19 protein-coding genes are annotated in these 22371 nt (G+C 35.3%); 2 read left to right on the forward strand and 17 right to left on the reverse strand.

The genetic code is table 11. The annotated features are described in order from the left end of the window. Positions 1-5: 5 nt before the first annotated feature. From AC3WRL_RS18525 to AC3WRL_RS18555, 7 genes are all read right to left on the reverse strand, one after another. Entirely contained in the window at positions 6-2897 is a 2892-nt protein-coding gene (locus AC3WRL_RS18525; RefSeq protein ID WP_214826002.1) for a SusC/RagA family TonB-linked outer membrane protein, read from the reverse strand. Positions 2898-2988: 91 nt separating this feature from the next. Continuing rightward, on the reverse strand, positions 2989-4317 hold the full coding sequence (gene xylA / locus AC3WRL_RS18530) for a xylose isomerase (RefSeq protein ID WP_261511828.1): 1329 nt from the start codon (positions 4315-4317) through the stop codon (positions 2989-2991). Between the two features lie 108 nt (positions 4318-4425). Next, positions 4426-5910 (reverse strand): xylulokinase, encoded by a 1485-nt coding sequence (locus AC3WRL_RS18535; protein ID WP_214826006.1) that lies wholly within the window; start codon positions 5908-5910, stop codon positions 4426-4428. 22 nt (positions 5911-5932) lie between these two features. After that, on the reverse strand, positions 5933-6658 hold the full coding sequence (locus tag AC3WRL_RS18540) for an NUDIX hydrolase (RefSeq protein ID WP_214826007.1): 726 nt from the start codon (positions 6656-6658) through the stop codon (positions 5933-5935). 1517 nt (positions 6659-8175) lie between these two features. After that, on the reverse strand, positions 8176-9888 hold the full coding sequence (locus AC3WRL_RS18545; RefSeq protein WP_492330957.1) for an RICIN domain-containing protein: 1713 nt from the start codon (positions 9886-9888) through the stop codon (positions 8176-8178). Positions 9889-10777: 889 nt separating this feature from the next. Beyond that, complete coding sequence (locus tag AC3WRL_RS18550; RefSeq protein ID WP_492330958.1) at positions 10778-11524, reverse strand: M17 family peptidase N-terminal domain-containing protein; 747 nt, start codon at positions 11522-11524, stop codon at positions 10778-10780. A gap of 331 nt (positions 11525-11855) precedes the next feature. After that, complete coding sequence (locus tag AC3WRL_RS18555; RefSeq protein WP_492330959.1) at positions 11856-12239, reverse strand: winged helix-turn-helix transcriptional regulator; 384 nt, start codon at positions 12237-12239, stop codon at positions 11856-11858. 127 nt (positions 12240-12366) lie between these two features. Here AC3WRL_RS18555 and AC3WRL_RS18560 point away from each other — a divergent pair, with 127 nt between their 5' ends. Both AC3WRL_RS18560 and AC3WRL_RS18565 read left to right on the forward strand, forming a co-directional pair. Then, positions 12367-13158 carry an SDR family oxidoreductase gene (locus AC3WRL_RS18560; RefSeq protein ID WP_261511826.1) on the forward strand — a complete coding sequence of 264 codons (792 nt, stop codon included), beginning with the start codon at positions 12367-12369 and terminating at the stop codon, positions 13156-13158. A 21-nt stretch (positions 13159-13179) separates the two neighbouring features. Continuing rightward, on the forward strand, positions 13180-13503 hold the full coding sequence (locus AC3WRL_RS18565) for a nuclear transport factor 2 family protein (RefSeq protein ID WP_492330960.1): 324 nt from the start codon (positions 13180-13182) through the stop codon (positions 13501-13503). A gap of 331 nt (positions 13504-13834) precedes the next feature. On the opposite strand, the gene AC3WRL_RS18570 is transcribed toward AC3WRL_RS18565, so the two are convergent. From AC3WRL_RS18570 to AC3WRL_RS18615, 10 genes are all read right to left on the reverse strand, one after another. Further along, positions 13835-14713 carry an NAD(P)H-binding protein gene (locus AC3WRL_RS18570; protein WP_492330961.1) on the reverse strand — a complete coding sequence of 293 codons (879 nt, stop codon included), beginning with the start codon at positions 14711-14713 and terminating at the stop codon, positions 13835-13837. Positions 14714-14791: 78 nt separating this feature from the next. After that, positions 14792-15361: a Crp/Fnr family transcriptional regulator gene (locus tag AC3WRL_RS18575; protein WP_492330962.1), complete on the reverse strand. Its 570-nt coding sequence runs from the start codon at positions 15359-15361 to the stop codon at positions 14792-14794. A 477-nt stretch (positions 15362-15838) separates the two neighbouring features. Then, the gene (locus AC3WRL_RS18580) at positions 15839-16159 is read right to left on the reverse strand and encodes a DUF6616 family protein (RefSeq protein WP_261511823.1); all 321 of its coding nucleotides are present in this window, start codon (positions 16157-16159) and stop codon (positions 15839-15841) included. Continuing rightward, entirely contained in the window at positions 16104-16835 is a 732-nt protein-coding gene (locus tag AC3WRL_RS18585) for an SDR family oxidoreductase (protein WP_214826021.1), read from the reverse strand. The genes AC3WRL_RS18580 and AC3WRL_RS18585 overlap by 56 nt, the downstream gene beginning before the upstream one ends. Before the next feature lie 119 nt (positions 16836-16954). Next, the gene (locus tag AC3WRL_RS18590; RefSeq protein WP_214826022.1) at positions 16955-17869 is read right to left on the reverse strand and encodes an AraC family transcriptional regulator; all 915 of its coding nucleotides are present in this window, start codon (positions 17867-17869) and stop codon (positions 16955-16957) included. 324 nt (positions 17870-18193) lie between these two features. Then, entirely contained in the window at positions 18194-19195 is a 1002-nt protein-coding gene (locus tag AC3WRL_RS18595) for an NADP-dependent oxidoreductase (RefSeq protein ID WP_492330963.1), read from the reverse strand. A gap of 13 nt (positions 19196-19208) precedes the next feature. Then, entirely contained in the window at positions 19209-19973 is a 765-nt protein-coding gene (locus AC3WRL_RS18600; RefSeq protein ID WP_214826024.1) for an SDR family oxidoreductase, read from the reverse strand. 73 nt (positions 19974-20046) lie between these two features. Continuing rightward, positions 20047-20775 (reverse strand): SDR family NAD(P)-dependent oxidoreductase, encoded by a 729-nt coding sequence (locus AC3WRL_RS18605; protein ID WP_492330964.1) that lies wholly within the window; start codon positions 20773-20775, stop codon positions 20047-20049. A 116-nt stretch (positions 20776-20891) separates the two neighbouring features. Continuing rightward, on the reverse strand, positions 20892-21482 hold the full coding sequence (locus AC3WRL_RS18610) for a TetR/AcrR family transcriptional regulator (protein WP_214826026.1): 591 nt from the start codon (positions 21480-21482) through the stop codon (positions 20892-20894). A gap of 442 nt (positions 21483-21924) precedes the next feature. Continuing rightward, positions 21925-22362: a GNAT family N-acetyltransferase gene (locus AC3WRL_RS18615; RefSeq protein WP_492330965.1), complete on the reverse strand. Its 438-nt coding sequence runs from the start codon at positions 22360-22362 to the stop codon at positions 21925-21927. Positions 22363-22371: the final 9 nt, after the last annotated feature.

Below are 22371 nucleotides of genomic sequence, written 5' to 3' on the forward strand. Positions count from 1 at the left end.
CAGTTTTAAAAAGTTAAGTTAAGTCCCATTAAGTAATTTCTTGTAGAAGGATTGTTAGTTCCTATGATTGGCTGACGATTTTGATATCCGCTTACAGCCTGATTTTCATTACCCAAAGAATTAGGTTCCGGATCCATTCCTGAAAATTTATGATAAGGAGAGAATAGGACAACCGGATTGGTAACTGTAAAGTAGATTCTCAAACTGGTAATTTTCAAATCTTTCAGGAAGTCCTTATTGACATTATACCCTAAAGTAATCGTTCGGAGTTTGAGATAAGATGCATCAAACATTGCCAGTGTAGAAGAATATTTTGGATTATCCCCACTTAAGTGACGTCCAGGACGCGGAAAATAAGCATCTGTATTATTTTCTGTCCAATAATCAACATCAACATTATTGCCACGACCTGTTAATCTGTTAAGATAACCTGCAGATCCATATATTGAACTTATCAGAATTCCCCCATGTTGAAAAGCACCCACGGTACTTAGCTCGAAATTTTTGTACGCAAAGCGCATATTAAATCCTCCCTGAAACTTCGGAGCTGTGTCAAAAATCTGCCTGTCATCGGGTCCAATTGCTCTTATAGGAGTACCATCCGGGTTATAACCTCCTGTGTAAAGTACCTTAATAGAGCCAACTACATCACCAGAAGTTCCCGGCTCCAAAATACTCTGATAAGGATCACCTGCCTGCCAAAGACCTACATATTGATAATCATACAATGAATTTATATTATGTCCTACAAACCATAAGTTATTTACATCACGTGTAGTTCCGGAGGCAAGAGATAAAATTTTATTTCTGTTAGTATAAAAATTAGCACCTGCTTCCCATGTAAATCCGTCAGGGTTGTCGATTATAACGCCATTAACACTAATTTCGAAACCCTTATTTTCCGTCTCTGCAACATTGGATATAATAGATCCTATAGCCGTTGATGATGGAAGGTTTTTCTGAGTTAAAAGATCAAAAGTATGTGTTTTATAATATTCCACACTACCTGTAAGGCGATTATTAAATAATCCAAAATCCACCCCGTAGTTTTGTGTTTTTGAATATTCCCATCCAAGATTAGGATTCGGAGCCTGGCTTACATAAACTCCCGTACTGTTTGTAGTCCCAAAATTGTAAGGAGTAACAGTAAGTGCCCCCAACGTAGAATATGGATTCACTGCCTGGTTGGATGTTTGGCCCCAACCTGCTCTAAATTTAAGAAGATTAAGTATTTTAATATTCTTCATGAAAGCTTCATTAGTAACGTTCCATCCCAATGATAGTGCAGGATAGGTATGCCATTTATTACCGGGGGCAAGTCTTGAAGATCCATCAGCACGAAGAGTTGCGGTCAGCATATATTTGTTATTAAATGTATACATTACTCTTCCCATCGCTGAAAGCAGGCCGGTCTGCCAATATATTTGATCCTCCGGCCTCACTGTAATATCTGCCTGTGGAGATTGCCCTAAATTATAATATTGAAAAAAATCCGCCGGAACATTTTTCGCGCTCATATAAGAACTCGTATATCTATTTCCTTCAGCGGAATACAATGCTACGGCATTTATTTTATGCTTACCAAAAGTACGGTCATATGTTAAGAGATTTTCTAAAACCCAATGATAAGTCTGATTATTTCCTCTCCCTGCAGAAGATGGTCCTGCTGGATTGGTATTAAACACTCCAACTCCCGTATAGTTTCCACTGTTTGAGGTACGATAATCCAAACCTACATTTAATCTGTATTTTAATCCAGTCACCGGCAGATTTAATTCGCCATAGAGATTATTATACGATGCAAAAGATTTCGTTTCATCAATATATTTATCACCTAAATTTTCTAAATTCTTACGGGTATAAATCCAGCTCTGATCAATACCTCCTGCCGTGCTCATTAAAGTTTTCAAACTTCCATCAGCCCTGTAAGGACTAGCAATTGGAGAGTATCCCAAAACTGCTCCAGGATTTACTCCATTTCCTTCTGATACAGAATAATTGGTATTAGTGGTAAATCCGAATCGGAAAGCTTTACCCACTTGTTGGTCAATGGCTGTACGTAAGGCAAATCTCTCATAACTTTGGAGAGGAATTAATGCATTTTGTTTAAAATATGACAAGCCCACATTATAATTTCCCCCTTCAGTACCTCCTGAAACACCTACATCGTGGCTGGTTATCATTGCCGGCTTATAGTATAAATCCTGCCAGTCTGTATTGGTATTGTTATTCTCATCGACACCATTAGTATATAATGGAGTCGTATTACCAGCAGGAATAGCATAGGCACGAAGCTGAGCAAACTTTGGTCCATCCATCATCGGATATTTCGAAAACAAAGTCTGTACTCCTGTAAAGGTATTGTAGGTCAACTTGGGCTTTTGACCTTTAGATCCTCTATTCGTGGTTACTAAGATAACACCATTCGCACCTCTTGATCCGTAAATTGCCGTTGCCGATGCATCTTTTAAAATATCAATGCTCTTAATATCACTTGAACTGATGTCTCCTAATGATCCGACAAAAGGAATTCCGTCTAAAACAATTAATGGGTTATTATCTCCTGTAAGTGATCTGGTTCCCCTTATGCGGATCTGCATTGCGGCTCCCGGTTTGGTAGAGGTTTGAGAAATATCAACACCTGCTGTTCTTCCTTGTAATGCCTGGGTAATATTTGCAGATGGTACCTCTCGTAATACATCTCCTTTTACAGAAGCAACAGATCCTGTAACAGATTCTTTTCTTTGTGTACCATATCCAATAACAACAACTTCATCTATCTTTTTCTCTTTTGTTACCGTATCTTTTTTAACCTGGGAATAAACCACGCCTGAGGGTAGTAAAGCCATTGCAAAAAATAGTGCAGCTTTATTACTACCAAAATAAAATCGGCTCATAATTATTATTTTTGTGTGTTAGGTTTTAATAAAAGGCTATTAATAATTAGAGTGGTAAAAACCTTAGTGTTTAGCAGCCTTTTATTATGTATTATATATGCATATTTACAATGGCTTCAAACAACTCCTGTTTTCCACTTTTTGCTTGAGGTTCCCCTATTTCATGGGCAATTCTCTGAAGGTCTTCCAATGTAAGAGAGCCATTTTCAAAAGCCTTTCCATTTCCATTATCAAAAGAAGAATAACGATTCGTACGTAATTTGTTATAATCTGAATTCTCAAGAATGTCAGCTGCTGCCAAAAGTCCTTTGGCAAAAACATCCATTCCTGAAATATGGGAGATGAATAAATCTTCAGCATCTGTAGAATTTCTTCTGATTTTAGCATCAAAATTTACCCCGCCATTTCCCAGTCCTCCTGCAGGAAGAAGTACCAACCAAGCCTGAACCATATCATAATAATCAATTGGGAACTGATCAGTATCCCACCCATTTTGATAATCTCCTCGGTTGGCATCGATGCTTCCTAAAAGTCCAGCATCTACTGCAACCTGAAGCTCGTGCTCAAAAGTATGTCCGGCAAGGGTTGCGTGGTTAACTTCAATATTTAATTTAAAATCTTTATCCAATCCATAATGTCTTAAAAAGCCAATTACTGTTTCAGAATCGTAATCGTACTGATGCTTGGTAGGTTCCATCGGTTTTGGTTCAATTAAAAAAGTTCCTTTAAAACCTTGCTGACGGGCATAATCTCTTGACATTGAAAGAAAACGCGCTAAATGATCTTTTTCACGCTTCATATCCGTGTTTAAGAGACTCATATATCCTTCTCTCCCACCCCAAAAAACATAATTTTCTCCGCCTAATGCAATGGTTGCATCGATAGAATTTTTAACCTGAGTTCCCGCGCAAGCTACCACATCAAAATTTGGATTGGTAGATGCACCATTCATATATCTTTCATGTGTAAAAACATTAGCTGTTCCCCATAAAAGTTTAATTCCAGTTTCTTTTTGTTTTTCTTTTGCGTATTCCACAATGGCCTGAAGGTTTTTTTCATAGTCTTTCCAATTGTTGGCAGGATCTACTAAATCAATATCGTGAAAACAGTAGTAGTTGAATCCCATTTTAGACATAAATTCAAAGCCAGCATCCATTTTTTTCATAGCCCTTGTAAGGGGATCATCTCCCATGTCCCAAGGGTGATGAATTGTCGGTCCTCCAAACGGATCGCTTCCATTTGCACATAAAGTATGCCACCAGGCCATTGCAAAGCGTGTCCATTCTTTCATAGGTTTTCCCATGATTATTTTGTCTTCATCATAATATCGGAATGCAAGCGGATTTCGACTTTCTTTTCCTTCAAATTTTATCTTTTCGATACCTTTAAAAAATTCTTTTGTTTCTGTTAAAGTGTTCATATTTATTTGATTATTTTTTATTTGTTTTAAATTTGGCGTAAGGATTCTCTTCTCACTGATTAGAAAGACTCAGTGAGTACCTACCTTATAAGGCTCTGGTGTAAGTGTCTAGATTATTTCGTTAAGATGACTTTTCCATCTGGCATAAGCTTCAAAATATTGTTCTTGTTTTTCATGTTCAGGTTCTATCACTGCTATTCTCTCAAGTGAATAAAACGCTTCTTTAGAATCTGAATAAAAATTTATTCCCATTCCTGCAGCTCTTGCAGCCCCAACAGCTCCATCGGTGTCATAAAGCTCAATGACCGCATTACTGATACTGGAAAGTGACTGACGAAAAATTGAACTCAAAAACATATTTGCATTCCCTGCACGGATTACCTGAATATCCATTCCAATATGTCTCATGATATCCATTCCGTACTCATAAGAAAATACAATACCTTCCTGCGCTGCACGCAGAATATCTCCTTTTGTGTGTATATTGAAATTAATTCCATGAATCGAACAACTTGTATCTTTATTTTCCAAAACTCTCTCTGCACCGTTTCCAAAAGGAATGATGCTTAGCCCTTTTGAGCCAATTGGTGAAAGGGAAGCCATGTCATTCATGTCTCCATAAGAAGAAAGGGAAGTCGCAAAGTTATGTTTCAACCAGGAATTTAAAATTCCCGTTCCATTAATACAAAGCAAAACACCTAGTCTGATTTGCTCAGCTGTATAATTAACATGAGCAAATGTATTAACCCTGGATAACCTATCGTACTCAAGCTGATCAAGAACGCCATACACGACACCTGAAGTTCCTGCTGTAGAAGCAATTTCTCCCGGATTGAAAACATTCAGGGAAAGGGCATTGTTGGGCTGATCTCCCGCCCTATATGAAATTGGTGTACCTTCTTTTAGTCCTAATTCCCGAGCTGCCTCTTTAGACACTGTTGCCTGAATACCAAATGTTGGTACAATTTCTGGAAAAAAGCTTTTTGGAATACCATAATAGTTAATTATATCTTCAGAAATGCAATGATTTTTAAAATCCCAGAAAACTCCTTCAGAAAGACCTTCGATTGTTATTCCAATGTGATTGGAAAGTCTCATTGCGATATAATCTCCGGGAAGCATAATTTTATCAATTTTATCAAAAATTTCAGGTTCATTTTCCTTCACCCAGGCTAATTTTGAAGCAGTAAAGTTTCCTGGTGAATTCAAAAGATGTGACAGGCATTTTTCTTCGCCTATTTCTTTGAATGCCTTCTCCCCGTATGGAACGGCACGGCTATCACACCAAATAATAGAAGGTCGCAAAAGATTTTGATCCTTATCTACTAAAATCAAACCATGCATTTGCCAGGTAATCCCAATTCCTTTTATATCTTCTGCATTGATTCCGGATTCATGCATTACAGCTTCGTGGGCTAATTTCAAATTTAACCACCAATCCGAAGGATTCTGTTCAGCCCAACCCGGATTGACAGCTATAATTTTCATCTCCTTTTTTGGAGAAAAGTCTGATGCAATAATCTTTCCACTGGATGCCTCAATGAGACAAACTTTTACGGAAGAACTGCCAATGTCATATCCTAGTAAATACATAATTCAAAAAAAGGTATTGGTATTATTTTATTAGTCTACTGTTATTTTTCTTGTACACTTTAGCATCAAACCTGTAATATCTTGCCGCCCGATGGGAAACATTGGTCTCTATCTCTTCAAGAGGTATGATATAACTGAAGGATGAAATCTTTTTATGAAAATTCTTAATATCAATCTGTTTTTCACTTAAAGCACTATACAGTTGATAGAGCTGTCTTATCGTAAATTTCTTGGGCAGCAATTCAAAAATAATAGAAAAGTCGGATTCTATCCATTTTCTGATTTCTATCAATGATTCGCTGATAATTTTATTATGATCAAACGGCAGCGATGGTACCTCATCTATTGGATGCCAGTCTACTGTACTATATTTTGTGCTGTTTATTTTATGATCTATTTTGCAAAGAGATAAATATGCTACGGTGATTATCCTGTCTATGTCATATTTATATTCTTTGTTCATCCAACTTATATCATCCTTACTGCTCGCACGTAAAGGATCTGCAAAGCATTTGAACTGCTTAAGTACCATTTTTTTAATCCCTGTTAATTCATGTAGAACTCTTTGTGCTGCATCATCAACATCTTCATCACTAAATATCAGGCTCCCTGGTAATTTTTTCTGTCTTTCCAAAGGAAGTTCAGCAATATGGCGTTGAACCAATAAAATGTTGAGTCGGTTATCGTAATCGAATCCGAAAACAACACAATCAACAGAAACATAAGTATGAATAAAGTTTGGGCTCATTAATTGTTAACATTTACGTAACATCACAAATATAAAAATTCAGTCGAATAAAAAAAATAAAAATTGCACTAAGCATTGCTTATCAACATATTACATATCGATTTTTAATGATAAGAATACCGTAAAAAATATGATAAGGTTATCATTAAATTTACACCTATTAAGATTCCAAAGCATACAAAAACAAATAATTATAAATTGCTATTACAAAAATTCTTAGGTTATTTTTTTAGTTTTTATTATGATAAGAGTTTTGGAAAAGGGCAGATTATTTTTTTTAAAAAAAGTGTAAAATCAACACTTTTAAATACTAAAAAGTGACAATAAAAACGATTTTATTTTACCATTTCTGCATACAAGACTCCGTATAATTATAAAAAAAGGAAATTCAACTTAAAAAATTAATTGTTTTTTAGACTAAAATACACCACATAATGTATGAGAAAAGTCTCGTCAATGATTTTTATATTGTAAATGATTTTCTAAACATTTTTAGTTGATAAGCTTAAGAAAGTTCATAATTAATAATATGATTAAGAGTAAGTCTTTCTAACATTAGCCTGGTCTTGTACCTATTCAATATTATTTTTCATTCGAATCACAAGCAATAGTATGGCTATTGATCAAAAGCCCTCTCAATAACTTAGACATTTAAAATTAAATGGTCACAGTTTCATCAATACAAACAATGTGAAGTGTTTTCAATACACTGATGCTTTAGAGTAAGTCCTCAAGTGTGTTTCATTAAATATTCTTTTTGTTTCCTATATTGAGAAAATGGGAAGTTGTACTCTTGTAATTACTCTATTTTTTTTATATTTACGCTCATTTAGTAAATTGAATTAACAATAAAACTGTTTATTTTTGGAACTATTTTAGGAAAGATTAGATATTTGTAAAATTAAAGATTTACAAAAAGAATTGGATTAAATATGAGTAATCAAAACAGTAATTGGATTAAGGGGAAACCAAAAAAAACGAGTAACTATTGGGAAGATGAATGACAAGAATTAAGGAATAACGCAATGTTATTTACTGTTACCCACCCATTATCAATCCATAGAAAAACCTAATCCTCCAATTATCACTTATTAAAACAATCCTTACTCAGCGGACGGATATGCCTGAAAAGCCTTCAGGAAAAAATAAAACTCATTTTTGATTGAGTCTCATGGTTATAGTTTGATCCCCGGCCACAGCCGGGGATTTTTTATAAAAAAGAAGCCCTTCTAAACAGAAAGGCTCGGAAAGACAATAACATAGTTTTTATAAATTCTCAAGTAAAGCTTTCCAAACAACAGGAAGCTAATAAAAAACCTGGAAACTAATGAAAATATTGGGCAAATCATCTATCAAAGTGCTTGAAGATAATTACGTCTTGGTTACAAACAACCCAATGGCGCCACTTAAGACAAGTGACGCCATTTTTATTTACTTTAATAATACTTACCAGATTGGTATTTTTCAAAAATAGATCAAGTACGAACAGTACTATTTAAGCAATATTCTTCAAAGGCCTAGTTCATCGCTATGAATTTGAACTTGAACAATTGACAGGATGTACCATAATAATCCCAAAGTCGCAAGTTCGAATTCCCATCCATGGTACAGTCGGGCACATCCCAGCCACGAGTAGCATCCACCTTTGATAGAATTTTGTAGTAGCCATTAGCTACAGCCACTACCTGCCAGGCCTGCGCATCATTACCATAGTTCTGCCAGAGCCGGATTGAAGTTCCCAGTGTATTGCTATTACTGGCTAGATCAATACAGCGATTTGTTGCGCTGGCTTTAGACACAAAGCGCCAGTAGCCATTGCCAGCATCAATGGCTATCCACTGCTGCGCTGCAGCACCATTCCTCGTCCATGGTCTTAACACTGCGCCATTGGTATCCTCTCCTGATTTTAGATCAAGTACTTTATTGGCGTCGGTCTGAAACTCGATCTCGTAAATACCATTATTAACCAGACTACTTGCATTGCAATTTGCAACAGGATAGTTGGAGGCCGCATATTGTTGAAACCACTGTTTGCTTGGGGCAGCGCAGGCTTCCCAATTGTTACTAAAGGCCGTTCCAGCATTAGGGTCGCCCTTGTGGAGCAGGTCATCCGGGGCAAGGAGGTTCCAACTCACATTGCCTGATTGATCCGCGATATATTTTAGATTCGCACCAAATCCGTTTCCGCCTGCCGTACCGGTTGTGCCAATACCGAATGTACCATATCCCTGAGGCGCCCAGTCGGTTTCGGTAATGGCGATCGGAGCAATGTCTGCAATCGGTTTAACATTGGTATTCCAGCCATTTTGAAAGGACTGATAATTGTTGACACCACCCCAGTAACCTGGGTAGATATGAACGGCATAGCCAATATTACCGCCTGTGATTGGATTGGTGACGTAACCTTGGTAATGCGATTGCCATCCCGTGCCTGGTATCCAGCAGACATTATTTGCACCATTGTTACGAATGATATTGACCAATGGCTGGAAGAAATTTTTAAGCGCCGCAAAATGTTCGTTTCCTGTGGTACCCCATACCCCATTTGTGCCAAGGATTTCAACAGGTTCATTGGCCAACTCAAACATCACATTGTCAGCATTTTTTAAGCCCGGATGTTGCGACAAAAATGTCCATACGGTTTTAAGGTAACTATGATAGGCATCGTTTACAGCAATGCGATTTGGACATACACCCGGTGGGCGTAGGATGACATACATTCCTCGGCTCCGGGCATGGTCGATCAGTGGGATAATCACCTGATTCGTATAAGTTACCAAGCGGTTATAATTGAATCTTGAGATATCGTTCTCTGGGATAGATGGGCCGGGATCATTGGTCCAATAAGGATCGATATGGAGGCGAATATAATTGAGATACCAGCCATCAGCGGTGCTGCTGAGCTTGTCAATGACTGCTTTGTTATAATTCAAAGCTCCTTGTACATTGTAATTGTCCCAGGTACAGTAACCAGAATTGGCGCCATATTGACAGCCATTGAACCAGGGACTGGGTGTTATGGCAACCCCATGTAAGACAACATTATTGCCGCAGGGATCCTTGAGGTTCCTGCCACCGACATGCAGGGATGGTGTCACTGCCAATGCAGATGCATTGGCTCTTAGGTTTCTTTCAGATTCTTCTGGTAAAGTTTTTTCTTCCATCCTGGAGCAGTTGGAAAGAATGGTTAGCAGAAAAACCAGAAGTAACCACATTTTGTTTGTTCTCATAATTTAAATATTTAAGGGTGATTCATAATTTATTTTTTTTACCATCGATGCCCGACTCCAATCGTGCGCAGGAATGTTAGACAGATATGTGAAATTTAATCTTAATTGGATTGTTGTAATTACCAGACTTAGAAAATTCTGGATAGAGGAATTAACGTCCTTATACCGCACCAATTTCTTGGGAGGCATACTAAAAAATACACGTAAGCATGAGATTGTGAAAATTCGAATTTTCATTAATAACAATTATTAGTTTATTATAAAAATATGTAAATTATTAAATATAAAACAATATTTTATTAAAAATTAACACAAAAAACTCATATCATAAATAAAATAATTAATAAATAGTCACAATACTTTATATAGCGGGGAAAATAAAAGGATCTTATCATAAATTTCATTAAGATGTTAATCACAAAAAGATGAAATAACTATTTACTTTGCTAAAATTTTATTCATTAGCTCAAAAAAAACTCGCAAAAAAAAAATGAAATTTTATAATATTCATCTTCAAGTCAAGATGTAGATATGTAAAGTTTACAGATATTGATATAATAAATGAGGTAAGGAGCATTTGTTTCCTATATTGGAGTGGTGTTTCACCACAACTGTCATAAACTTACTAACTTTTAGAGAAAAACAATGTTGCTGAACTGAATATTTGTAAGCATTATCACATTTTTGAAGTCGCAAAAATTCATATCCTAATCTGCTAAAACCTCTTTGCAAAGAATCATAACTGCAGGACTTTCCCAACTTGTGTTCAGTCTTCACCCTAATAGAAAATGCATATAAAAATGGCGTCACTTAAAGATAAGGACACCATTTTTTATATTTTAAATTGACAACCAATTAACAATCCATTTTTTCATTGATTTTTTTAATGTTATTTCTTTATTAGCTCAATCGCATCCTTAATCCCACCACCTGCAACTTCAAAGAAAGATGGACCTGCCAACAGATATACTTTTTCCAGTTTTTTTGTTTTGGAAAGGTTATGCTCTCTTAAATAGATCTCCGAACGATTGGCCAAAACAATACCTTTAACCACGTTTCCGGCTACCAGAGCTGTTGGAGAATCAATTCCTGCATCTTTTAAGTCACTGGCAAAGGCAAAGTTGGTCACATCTAATCTCAAAGCTTCCCTTGTCGCAACCTGTGCTACTGAAGTCATCAATTCCGGAGTGAAATTGTTACGATCTCCCAAACCAATTAACAATAGTTTTTTCGCTGACATAGAACCTACAGGAGGCGTAATCAATAATGTTTCCAAAGCATGTCCTTTAAACTGACCTGATTGTCTTATTTTCGTGAATTCGCCTTTCAGAGCTTCATCCAAATGTACCAAACCATTTAAGTTTGCTGGCAAAGCCTGAGCACTGTAGATGTCGTTATCTGTATATTCGAAAACACAGGCAACCTGAAGCTGAGCATTGGCGGAAGATGGCCCCTGAACCAATCCTATCATTGAAATTCCGTCAACTGAGCCCCAATTTTTGGATGTTCCAATGGCTGTGGTTTTTGCAGACACATTAGCCCTAGTTGTATTCGTTTGTGCAAATGTTAGGGTTGAAAATGCTAATCCTGCGATTAATAATGATTTGCTAATGGTATTTCTTTGGGTATTTTTCATAATATTTATGTTTTCAAGTTTTTTAACAGTTTGTATTGGCTGATTATAATTTTGTTTTATGCTATTCAAAGATAGTTTTAGAACTGAAACCCGGCATTGATGTGAGATAACTAATATTTTTTTATTCATTTAAAACTGAAGGACAATCCTTGAATCGATAAACGATCCGTCTTTGTCATTTCATTTTGCGGTTCGTTTTATAATTGCCAATAACTTCAAATTTACGTATTGGGTCAATCTGATTTATATACTTTCGTAAAGCTAATTCTGCCGCTGATTTAAAATTCATTATATTATTTCGATATCCCTCTGATCGTTTTTTGAGATTAACCTAGCTGAAATTTTCTATATCAGATGATCCCTGAATTCTTTTTATAATCAACATTCTTAACCGATCCTCATGCTGATCCGCCCATTGGCCTAAAACACCAATCACAGGAATCAAACTTTTACCAAATTCTGTTAAACTATATTCTACTTTTGGAGGTACAACCGGATAAATTTTCTTTGTAATCAATTCGTGATCTTCCAATTCTTTTAACTGAATATTTAAAACCCTTCTTGTGGCATCCGGTATCTTACGTTGCAATTCAATAGGTCTTTTATGCCCTTGATCAATAAACCAAAGCAGACGTATTTTCCATTTGCCGTAAAGGACTTCACCTATCAGATCAAGACCGCAGTTCAGGTTCGGTATTATTTTTCTCTCATACATATTGTAAATTTAAACGTATGTTCGAATTTGTACAATAGGGGAATAATTTATCCCTATATGAATCGTAATTCCGTACTTGTGCAAACTGTTTTTATACCCCAATTTTGTCCTATAAACAATTCTAAAAATGGAACAATTTAATTTCAACAATGAGTTATCAGGTAAGATTGCCTTAGTAACAGGAGGTACGAAAGGAGCCGGAAAAGCAATTGCAGAAAGGCTTTTACAAGCTGGTGCAACAGTTGTTGTTACTGCAAGAAACGCACCGGACAAAGAAAGCAGCAAGTTGCATTTCATTCCCTCCGATTTAAGTAAGTCAGAAGGCGCGCAAAAAGTAGTCAGCGAAGTACTATCAACCTATGGGAGGCTGGATATCCTGGTAAATAACCTTGGTGCATCATCAACGCCTGCCGGTGGCTTTTCAGCATTGAATGATGAGGATTGGATTTCAACCCTACAAGCAAATTTACTTGCTCCTGTAAGGCTTGACAAGGGATTTTTACCCCAAATGATCGATCGAAAAAACGGTGTTATTATTCACATTGCATCAATACAGGGTAAGCTCCCTTTGTATGATTCTACTTTGCCTTATGCAGCTGCAAAAGCAGGATTAATCAATTACAGTAAAAGTTTATCAAATGAAGTTACGCCAAAAGGTGTTCGTGTACTTACTGTTTCACCAGGATGGATTAGGACAGAAAACACCAAAGTATGGCTGGAAACGATTGCCCAAAACTCTAATATTTCCATTGAGGAGGCTCAACAAGGTGTTGTGGATGCGCTTGGTGGAATACCCTATGGCAGACCTGCCGAACCGGAAGAAGTAGCTGAATTAGTTGGTTTTCTTGTTTCACCAAGAGCCCATTATTTAACAGGAACAAATTTTGTCATTGACGGTGGAACTATACCCACGATTTAATAACCTCAAAAATAAATAATAATGAACTTACCGAAAGTAGTATCAGATTTAGTAAAAACACAAAACAACTTTGATAGCGTTGCTTATGCAAATTGTTTTTCCGAAACAGCCGTAGTTTATGATGAAGGTAAAACGTACAAAGGACGAAAAGAAATAGAACATTGGATTGCGGATGCCAACGAGCGATACCATGCTACAATGCAGCCCGTAAGCTTTGAAGAAACAGAAACGGGAAGCGTTTTGAAAGCAGAAGCTTCAGGAAAATTTAACGGAAGCCCTATTGTGTTGAGTTATCATTTAGAAATAGCTGATGAATTGATAAAGTCATTGAAAATTACTGGATAAAAAACGGCTAAAAATTTAGCCGTTTTTTAGAATGGCAAACCATTTTTTGAAAGCGATTTTTATCGTTTTTTGAGATTTAGATATTCTATTAGTAATGTTTTTTGGGGTGCAATATTGAGACATTCAAGAACCATTCGTTCAAATTTAAAATTTCTTCTCCCAATATTGCAAAACCCTTGTTAAAATTCCATTTTATTTTCTGGAGGTTCTTTTTATTTTGTATGTTTACAAAAATCCAACAATATTCCCATAACAGGAACTAAAATGATAGCGATTATAAAAATCCAAAGCCAAGTAAGTAATGCCATTTCACTTGTTTCTGTGCTTAGCTTTATTTGATTTTACCAACTAAATTTTCTTTTAACCACTCTCTAATGGTTGTACTTGTTGTGCTTTCTTCTGTTCTCGGTTCCGTGTCATAAAGGCCATTGCCAATTGCTGTCAACATTTCTGTTAAAGAGATTGCAAAAGCTTCACTCGTATGATGTTCTACCAATAGTGCTTCTATATAGTCCTCTTTTGAAACTTGTTGAAAACGAATAGGCTTTTCCGTTAATTCACTCATTTGTAGAGCAATCTCATTGTAGCTTATATCTGCCGGACCGTGAACCGTAAATCCTTCAACGCCTGCCCAGGTTTTGTCTATTAAAAATTCTACTGCTTTTGATGCAATGTCTTTTACTGCTATTTGCGATGATTTGTAATTTCCGTCAATAGGTAAGAAAAACGTTCCTGATTTTTTTAGAGAAGCAATCTGATACAAAAGGGTTTCAAAAAATACCGGGCAACGTAATGCTCTTACTGATGCTCCGGATTGGCTGACTATATCTTCGCCTTTGTGTAACGCTGTTATAAGACCTGCCTGCAAATTACTTTCTTTACCGCCGCCTGATAAATAAACAACTCTTTTTGTACCTGCATTTTTAATTGCTTGTGAAGCCACTTTTGCAAAGCTTTCATAATAAATATTTACATCTTCTTGGGTATTACTCTGGGGCACACAAAAATAGAGGGTATCACAACCTTGCAATGCTTTTGTGAATTCATATTCATTTAGCAAAGAACCTGTGGCAACTTCTACTTTTTCTAAAATGTCAGCTGATATTTTTTTAGGATCTCTAACAAAAATTCTAACCTCTTGTTCCCCCTCTACCAATTGTTGCAGAATCATTGAACCTGTATTACCTGTTGGCGTTGTTACTAAAATCATAATTGAACTTTTAATTGTTTAGTGAAATACAAAGATGATAAGAGTATATTTTGTAAACATTGTCCTATGTTCACATTTTCAAATCTTTGATTTTAATCTACTTAATGTTTGAGGGGTAAGCCCTAAGTAAGATGCAACCATTTTGTTTGATAGTCTTGTCAACAATTTTGTTTGATCTGTCAAAACCCAACGAACTTTTTCTATTGCTTCTAAACCTTGAAAACAATAAATACGTTCTTGGGATTTTATATAGGCTAATTCTAGAATTTGTCTGTAAATAAAGCCAAACTGTGGAACCGTCTTGACCAAATGAAAGTAGTCGTCACGATTTATGACTAACAATTCCGAAGGTTCGATAGTCTGCATAAATTCGAATGAAGGTTTTTGATTGATTAAGCTTGACAGCGCAGTTCCAAAAGCATCTTCAAAATGAAAATATCTTGTGGCTTCCTCTCCTTCTTTATTAACGCTAAAAAGTCGTATGCAACCTTTGTTTACAAAATAGAAATGTTTACAGATTTCGCCTTCTTCCAACAGAAACTCGTTTCTTTTGGTCTTTTTAAATTTGAAATATGAAAAGATATAAGAAAGTGTCTTATCGTCAATTTCAGTTCTTGATTTAAAATATTTTTCTAATTGTCTATACACTTTAAATGTTTTAGGTTTTATAAAAATAGCAGATAACTGTCAAATTTTCACATTGTATCAATCTTATTTATAACTTTCATAAATTTATTTCTACCACGGCTTTAAAATTTATTATGATCGTTTTTTGATTTTACAATCCTTGTTGTAGAAATGCAGATAACTCAACACTAATTGTAGAGTCATTGAAAAATATTTTTTCTAAAAACTTAAGATTTTTATTTTGATAAAGTATTTGGGCATTACTATTCCGTTTGCATAATTAAGACCCAGCCATCCGTTAGTATCTTGTTTAAGATAATTTGAAATTTTCTCTTTGAAATTAATTTTTATAATTTGTCTCGAGGACTGGAAGCAACTTTGAGCCATAAGTTATCTTTCTATATTTTTTAAATGATAACAGTAAAGTCTTGTAGAGATTAATCCGTTACAAGACTTTTCCGCAATCAAGGTTAGTTTACAAATTAACCAATTTCTCAGTTATATTAACATTACCCCTCTTAAGATTAAACTGATCAAAGTATTCATACCATCCCCATCTAATCCCAAAGTTTCGAAAGCTTTTGCCAATTCATCAGTTGGGAATTTCCAAATGACAAAGAACTGGTGCTTTATTCCTTGAACAGTATCACTGTCATTTTCGCTCATTACTACTACCTCGCCACCCTGCTCAACAAGAAGTTGAGATGAAAGTGCAATTCTTTCAATCGAAACAGTTTCATATGTTAAGTTTAATGTTAGCAGATTACCAAGGTAAACTTTCGCCTGCTTGAGAGAAAGTGCCTGTTGTCCCTTTTTCATCAATCAAGGCTAAAGCAACCCCAGTCTCGGCACCTTGTGCAGGTGTCAATGGCGCTTCATCTGAACCGATAGAAGTTTGTACCCATCCTGGACTTGCAGCGTTTACTTTAATATTGGTTTCCTTAAGTGCATTTGCAAGGAAAACGGTAAATTGGTTCAATGCCGTTTTAGAAGCACTGTACGCATAAGGTTTTAATTGATAAAGCCAATGATTTTCATCGAGATGAGCTCCAAATGAACCAGATACACTGCTGATATTTACGATACGACCCGCGTCACTTTTTTTAATTAGCGGCAACAATGCCTGGGTAAGTTCGACTGTTCCGAAGTAATTGATATCAAAAGTGTCACGAAGTGTTTTCATAGGTACAGATTCCACATTATTGCCGAACCACGCACTGTCAAGAAATACTGCGGCATTATTGATGAGAATATCCAACTTTCCATATTCACGTTCAATGTAGGTTTTTGCATTTTCAATGTCCTGCGAATTACTGATGTCCAGCTTTATAAATTCTACATCCAGAGATTCACCTCGAAGGACTTCTTCAGCATTTTTTCCTTCGGTTTCATTTCTTGCACCTATTAGAACTTTAATATTTTGCTTAGCAAGTTGTCTTACTGTTTCAAAACCAATTCCCTTGTTACCACCTGTAACTAATGCTATTTTTGTCATTTTTAATTATTTTAAAATTATAAGACAAAGGTCGCACTAATGAAGAACTGGTATATAGCGGAATTAAAACCAATCCTTACCAAAATCAAACTTCCAGGTTAAAAAGTGTATTTAATATACTAATCTCTTTTTAGTTTTCGATAATCCGTAGGAGCTATCTTCGTATGCTTTTTGAAAAATGTATTAAAGTGGGAAGGTTCTTCAAAGCCTAATGAATTTGCAATCTCTGCAATATTCCAATTGGTCAGTTTTAGTAGAATTTTTGCTTCCTGTTCGATTCTTGCGTTGATGATATCACTAACGGTTCTTCCTTTTGAAAGCTTCACTTGTCGGTTTAAATAATTGGGATGTAGCGATAAATGTTCTGCAAATTCGCCGGCAGTTTTTAATTTAACAACATCTTGTGAATTGTCTATGGGAAACTGTGATTCCAATAATCTTATAAATGAGCAAGCTATCTCTTCAGTAGTATTGTTTTTCTTGATATAGGACGCTACAGGATCAAGCTTTTGGGCATTGAAAATAAGTTCGAGAAGGTAGTTGCGTTGTAGACTTTCTTTATAATTACCGTTGTCGAGCTTTTCATCGAAAATTTTAGCATAAATATTTGTAAAATTTTCAGCTTGATTATCGGTCAGTGAGTAAATATTTTGTCTGCCTGGTTTGTATATTGGAAATTCTAACAAACGGTGACCACTATTAGTTTTAGTTATAAAATCTTCTTTAAAAATACAGCTTATACCTTTATAAACTCCACTTAATGTATGAATACCAAACGGAATTTTGGAAGTTGTAAATAGTAATGTATTGCCAGTTATCTCAATAGTTTTATCTTCAAATTCAATGCTATATTTTCCTTGTAATAAGGTGGCTGTGTAGAAGGTTTTTCGGGAATAATTGAAGGAAAAAAAATGATTGTTATCTACTTTACTTAAATCGAGAATTTCAAAATTATCAACAAAATTCATCGCGTTTTCTGATGTGTGATTCCCCGTATTTTTAATTGCTATAGTTTTGTCCGATTTAAGTTCCATAATCTAATTTGTTAGTGCTAATTTAACTTAAAAAAACAATTTCTGAGACTTCAAAAGTGTGAAAATGCATTGCAGATGTTCAATTCAGAAAGTTTGATTTCCCCAACGAACTAGGATTTTTTTGACAGTTATGGTGAAGCATTGCTCCAATGTGGAAGAAAGAATGTCTTTTTATACGTAAATCCAGTAAGCATCGCTGTCATCAATAGCATATATGCCAAAGGGTATTTTGTTGGTAGTGAAAAGTAAAGAATTCCCAGAAATCTCAATATTTATATCCTCAAAGACGCCGAGACAATATTGTCAACTTATCTGTTCGCTTTGTTACTTTATTTTTACTACAACCTTTCCCTTTGCTCTTCCACTTGCCACGTGATTTAGAGCCTCATTCGTTTGTGAAAATGGATAAACCTTCTCTACTACAATTTTAATTGTTCCATCTTCAATGAGTTTAGTAATTTGTCCAAGTTGTCTTCCACTTGATTTCATGAACAAGAACTCGTAATCAATACCTTGCCTTTTCGCTTTTTTCCTCACACCGAAACTTAGAAGTGATAATACTGAACGAACGATCCATGAAGCGCCAATTTCTTGTGCAAATGCTGGTGTAGGAGGACCTGAAATAGAAATTATCTTACCTCCTGTTTTTACCACATTTAAGGATTTCTTCAAGGTTTTGGTATCCTGACTATTTAATACCAAATCGTAGTCCTTCAAAATTGTTTCAAAATCCTGCGTTTTGTAATCAATTAAAACATCAGCACCTAATTCTTCAAGCATTGGAAAACTTGCTTTTCCAGCTGTAGTGGCAACAGTAGCGCCTAAATATTTAGCTAACTGAATAGCAATAATACCAACTCCTCCTGACCCTGCCTGTATAAAAACTTTTTGTCCCTTTTTTAATTTCCCTATTTCTACCAAAGCTTGCCAAGCTGTTAAAGCAACGAGGGGAACACCTGCCGCCTTTTCCATAGAAAGGTTTCGGGGCTTCAATGCCAGATCTGTCTCTTCAACAGCTAAGTATTCAGCAAAGGTACCAATGTAATGATCAGAAGGACGGGCATAAACTTCGTCTCCAATCTTGAACTTTGTTACCCTCGAACCTGTTTCAATGACAATACCGGCCAGGTCATGACCGAGAATGAATGGTGGTTTATAGGGTAAAATCATTTTGAATTCACCGGACAGAATTTTAGAATCCAGCTGATTTAGGCCTGCCGCATAGATTTCAACTATGACCTCATTTTCACGGGGTATAGGTTTACTAACTTCACGGAATGTTAGCTCCTCTTTCTTACCATAATTTTGAACTACAAATGCTTTCATAAAAATTTTATTTTTATTGGATAGATTGATAATGTTTTTTCTTATTAACCAATTGATAGGCTTTATCCGGCGCAATTCGATTAAGGAAAAATAATGATTTGGCATCACCTACACGAATTGTGATTGTATCTTTTTCGAGACCTTTGATAAGTTCCTTAACAAACAGACTGATGGACATCTTTTTATCTTTTCTTTCTGCAACCATATCGGTATCTACCAGTGGTGGAAGTAATTCGAAGACCTTCACAGAGCTATTTATAAATTCTAAATGTGATCTCAGAGACTTGGTGTAAAAGGATAACGCCGTTTTTGAAGCTGAATAGGTAGCTTCCAAAACAGAAGGAACAATACTAAGAATTGAAGTGGTATTGATAATAGCAGCTTCATTTCGGGATTTTAGCATGTCCATAAAAAGATTATTTAAACGTATGACTCCAAAATAATTGACTTCCATTTCATAAATCGCTCCTTGTAAATGTTTGTCGCTCGAAATGCCCAAATTCAGTGGAGCTACCCCCACACCTGCATTATTATATAAAATGTCGATACCACCTAGATCCTTTATTTTTTCAAATAACGCAATTGCGTTCTGTGGGTTTGCAGCATCCGACTGAATGATTGTTAACTCTGGATACTCTTTTTTTGCTTCCTCTAGCTTGAGTAAATTCCGTCCGGTAATAATCACCTTATTTCCGAGAGTCATAAACTTCTTTGCTGCTTCCAAACCAATTCCAGAAGCACCTCCCGTAATCAGTATTGTCTTATTTCTTAAATTCATAATCTTAAAATTTAAAAATGAAATATACCATCATCTCTATTCTAAAAATTGAAAATGATTGGTATTGTTAAATTTATGCATGCATTAATTTAGACATTGCCTCACTGATTGCGTTTGCATAGGTCTTTGCATCTCCTACTGGAATATCAAATAAGTTATTTTCTAATCCAATGAACAGTTCATCTGCCACTTCACTTGGCTGAATTCCTGCCGTCCCACCAATTTCAGCAGAAAATTCTGTATTAACCAAGGGAGGATAAACTTCATAGATCTGGAGATTTTTCTGTTCTTCATAAGTTTGTCTTAAAGCCGTTGTATAACTATGTAATGCTGCTTTAGTTGCTCCATAAGTTGGTAAGAATTTGTGACTTCCATATACTGCTATAGATGATACATTCACCACAGCAGATTCTTCTTTTTCCAATAAGTATGGAATCATTAATTCTGTGAAGTGGATGATTGCAAAATAGTTTGTGTTCATTTCAACCAATGCTTTTTCATGTGCATTGGTTGTTTCACTCAGTAGATATCCAAAAGCTGTTCCTGCATTGTTGATGATAATATTAACATCCACATGATTCGCTTTCAAGTCTTCTGCAATACGAATCCTATCGGCTTCAATTGATAAATCACCCTGAATTGCTACTGCATCTTTTAGTTCTGCTAAAGCTTTATGAAGACGTTCTTCATTACGTCCGTTGATGATAATTTTATTTCCGACAGCATTTAATTTTTTAGCGATAGCCAACCCTATTCCGGCACTTCCGCTACTAATGAATATTGTATTTCCTGTTGTTTTCATTTGATTGAATCTATTTAATATTTAATGATACTTTATTTATGTAATCAGTTATTTTTTGAATTGATTTCTAAAATTCCCCAAAATATACTTTTTAGTATATTTTGAATCAAAAAAAATTACAGCTTATATTGCTTTAATTCTTTCTTAAGGTCTATTATAAGTTCGATCATTAATTTTTGCGAATCCATAGTTCTACTTAAAACAATACCACCTTCCACGGCCGATAATATTTTAAACGCAAAAATGTCCGCATTGAGCTCATCTGAAAATTCACCATTAACAATACCTTCTTTTAAAATATTTGAAATACCTTGCAGGCCGGTTTCCAAAACTTTTGCCACTTTTTTTTTAATGGAAGGAAAATGATCATCTGCTTCAACGGCAGTATTAAAGATAGGACAACCACCAGCAATATAGGTATCAATAGGATTCTTATGAAAATCGAGATACAAAAAAATCTTTTCTTCTGCTGTTTTACCTTGGGAAACAATACCAGCCAGCTTTTGTGACATTTTTTTTAGTGAAAAGTCCACAACCTGTTCGGATAGATCATCTTTTCCATTAAAATGCCCGTAAATACAACCTTTTGTTAATTTCGTCGCTTCCAAAACATCATCTATGCTCACACCAGAAATACCTTTCTCATTGTAAAGGGGGCTTGCTGTTTCTAAGATAAATAACTTCGTTTTTTCTGCTTTTGTTAGCATCAGTTTTAATTTTACTTTACAAATATACTAAAAAGTATATTTTAGAAACAATCAAAATATACTTTTTAGTATATTTTAATAAATTACAAAACTGATTTCTAATTTTACCAATCTATAGCTAGATAATTTAATTGCATTAAACCATCATTAAACACATTCAATTAAGATTAAGATTATATATTAAACAACTTGCTCAATGAATAATTTACTGGAGATACATGCCTAAAACCTTTGGTAGCAAAGGATAAAAACAATAATATTTCAGCAGGAAGCGTAAGCTTTACTCCCTGGTGCGAGAACAAATTGGCATACACACCCTAAAGGTCAGGTTCCCTTGGTAGGATGATAGAATACTTCATCCCCCTGTACCAATGCTAAAGCTAGAATCAGGAAATGGGTAAAAGAAAAAAATAGAATATCATTATACCCTAACTAAATCAGCTTATTTATATATCGTGAATTTATTATGTGTCAGGTTAAATCCAAGATTTTCATAGATATTGATATTCTCAATCCTTTTTTTCTTTGTTGCAACTTCAATACTTTTTAGTTTATTCTCTTCGGCTAAATCCATAATTCTGTGAATTAATTGTCTTCCTATCCCTTTGCCTCTGAAATGCTCTGTAATATAAAACTCTTGGATTTCTCCAACAAGCCCGCAATGATGTAAAAGATTTTGAGTATGCAAGGTTATAAATCCAATTTTTTCATTTTTAATTTCAGCGATTAAGTAACTGTAACTAGGGTTGTCGATATTTTCGCAGAATATTTTCTGTAAGGCTTCTCGATCTAAAATTTCATTTTCAAGATCACATAATGAATGATAAACAAATTCAAAATCATCCCTTTCAATTCTTCTAATATTCATATTTGATTCCATAAAAATTTT

The organism is Chryseobacterium sp. FW101-FHT12H09 (genome assembly GCF_058790395.1).

Bases quoted from the DNA above. Each gene is read 5' to 3' on its own strand.
- AC3WRL_RS18525 (WP_214826002.1), bottom strand. From the start codon at position 2,897: ATGAGCCGATTTTATTTTGGTAGTAATAAAGCTGCACTATTTTTTGCA.
- xylA (WP_261511828.1), bottom strand. From the start codon at position 4,317: ATGAACACTTTAACAGAAACAAAAGAATTTTTTAAAGGTATCGAAAAG.
- AC3WRL_RS18535 (WP_214826006.1), bottom strand. From the start codon at position 5,910: ATGTATTTACTAGGATATGACATTGGCAGTTCTTCCGTAAAAGTTTGT.
- AC3WRL_RS18540 (WP_214826007.1), bottom strand. From the start codon at position 6,658: ATGAGCCCAAACTTTATTCATACTTATGTTTCTGTTGATTGTGTTGTT.
- AC3WRL_RS18545 (WP_492330957.1), bottom strand. From the start codon at position 9,888: ATGAGAACAAACAAAATGTGGTTACTTCTGGTTTTTCTGCTAACCATT.
- AC3WRL_RS18550 (WP_492330958.1), bottom strand. From the start codon at position 11,524: ATGAAAAATACCCAAAGAAATACCATTAGCAAATCATTATTAATCGCA.
- AC3WRL_RS18555 (WP_492330959.1), bottom strand. From the start codon at position 12,239: ATGTATGAGAGAAAAATAATACCGAACCTGAACTGCGGTCTTGATCTG.
- AC3WRL_RS18560 (WP_261511826.1), top strand. From the start codon at position 12,367: ATGGAACAATTTAATTTCAACAATGAGTTATCAGGTAAGATTGCCTTA.
- AC3WRL_RS18565 (WP_492330960.1), top strand. From the start codon at position 13,180: ATGAACTTACCGAAAGTAGTATCAGATTTAGTAAAAACACAAAACAAC.
- AC3WRL_RS18570 (WP_492330961.1), bottom strand. From the start codon at position 14,713: ATGATTTTAGTAACAACGCCAACAGGTAATACAGGTTCAATGATTCTG.
- AC3WRL_RS18580 (WP_261511823.1), bottom strand. From the start codon at position 16,159: ATGAAAAAGGGACAACAGGCACTTTCTCTCAAGCAGGCGAAAGTTTAC.
- AC3WRL_RS18585 (WP_214826021.1), bottom strand. From the start codon at position 16,835: ATGACAAAAATAGCATTAGTTACAGGTGGTAACAAGGGAATTGGTTTT.
- AC3WRL_RS18590 (WP_214826022.1), bottom strand. From the start codon at position 17,869: ATGGAACTTAAATCGGACAAAACTATAGCAATTAAAAATACGGGGAAT.
- AC3WRL_RS18595 (WP_492330963.1), bottom strand. From the start codon at position 19,195: ATGAAAGCATTTGTAGTTCAAAATTATGGTAAGAAAGAGGAGCTAACA.
- AC3WRL_RS18600 (WP_214826024.1), bottom strand. From the start codon at position 19,973: ATGAATTTAAGAAATAAGACAATACTGATTACGGGAGGTGCTTCTGGA.
- AC3WRL_RS18605 (WP_492330964.1), bottom strand. From the start codon at position 20,775: ATGAAAACAACAGGAAATACAATATTCATTAGTAGCGGAAGTGCCGGA.
- AC3WRL_RS18610 (WP_214826026.1), bottom strand. From the start codon at position 21,482: ATGCTAACAAAAGCAGAAAAAACGAAGTTATTTATCTTAGAAACAGCA.
- AC3WRL_RS18615 (WP_492330965.1), bottom strand. From the start codon at position 22,362: ATGGAATCAAATATGAATATTAGAAGAATTGAAAGGGATGATTTTGAA.